This is a genomic window from Cellulomonas triticagri, assembly GCF_003696205.1.
In the GTDB taxonomy this organism is placed as follows: domain Bacteria; phylum Actinomycetota; class Actinomycetes; order Actinomycetales; family Cellulomonadaceae; genus Cellulomonas; species Cellulomonas triticagri.
On the sequence record NZ_RFFI01000267.1, the window covers coordinates 1 to 990 of the forward strand.

At 80.3% G+C, this 990-nt stretch carries 1 pseudogene; it reads right to left on the bottom strand.

Annotated features, from left to right (window positions below):
• Nucleotides 1-990: pseudogene (locus tag EBM89_RS21720) on the bottom strand (hypothetical protein); the annotation flags it as partial.

Consider the following 990-nt stretch of genomic DNA (forward strand, 5'->3'; position numbering starts at 1 on the left):
GATGCCGCCGGTCGCCGCCGCGGCGACCTCGAGGGCGATGCGCGCGCTGCCCGGACGGACGTCGGCGGTCCGGCGCGCGACGCCCGCCGCCGCACCCGGGGCCGCGAGCGCGACACCCGCCGTGAGCACCGCGATGACCGGGAGCAGCACCGGCGACCCCGAGCCCGGCAGCAGCACCGCACCCGCGCAGATCACGACCACCGAGGCCGTCGGCAGTGCGAGGGCTGCCGCGAGCACCCGCAGCCAGCCCGGCACGCGGCGCGCGCCGGTCGCGAGCAGCACGACCTCCAGCGCCAGCAGCGCCGCCGCGACGCCCGCGCCCCACCACGTGCGGTCCACGGCCACCGCCACGATCCCGGCGACCGCGGGCAGCAGCGCCACGGTGAGCACGCCCAGCCACGTGTCCGTCGCGACGCGTGGCAGGACCGTGAGCACGGCCGCCAGCACCAGCAGGGACACCGCGACCAGGCCGAGCACGCCGAACCCGTCCCAGCCCTGCGCCCCGAGCAGCACCGCGACCACGACCGTGCCGTAGGCGGTCGCCACGCCCACCAGGACGCCGCGCAGCTCCGCGACGACCAGCGGGCGGGCCCGCAGCACCAGCACGACCACCGCGACGGCACCGAGCGCCACCGTGGGGCGGGAAGCCCAGGTCAGCAGACCGAGGAACGCGACCTGCACCGCCGCGAGCGCCGTCAGCGTGCCGCGCCACGGGGACGCGGCGAGCAGCCCGGCGAGCCCCCGGACGGGCGGGACGGGCGGGGTCGCCGACGCGCTCGGCGCACCGGACGGACGCGGTCCGTCGGCCGGGCTCGGCGCGGAGGGCGGTGGCGTGGAGCCGAGGCTCCCCGGTGTCGACGGTGCGGTCGTCGGGGACGCCCACACCGCGGGCGCGGGGACCGCCCGGGCGACGCCAGGGGCACCCGACGCGCCCAGGACGCCCGGCGCACCGGTCGTGCCGGTCGGACCGGCGGCCGTGCGCCCCAGGGG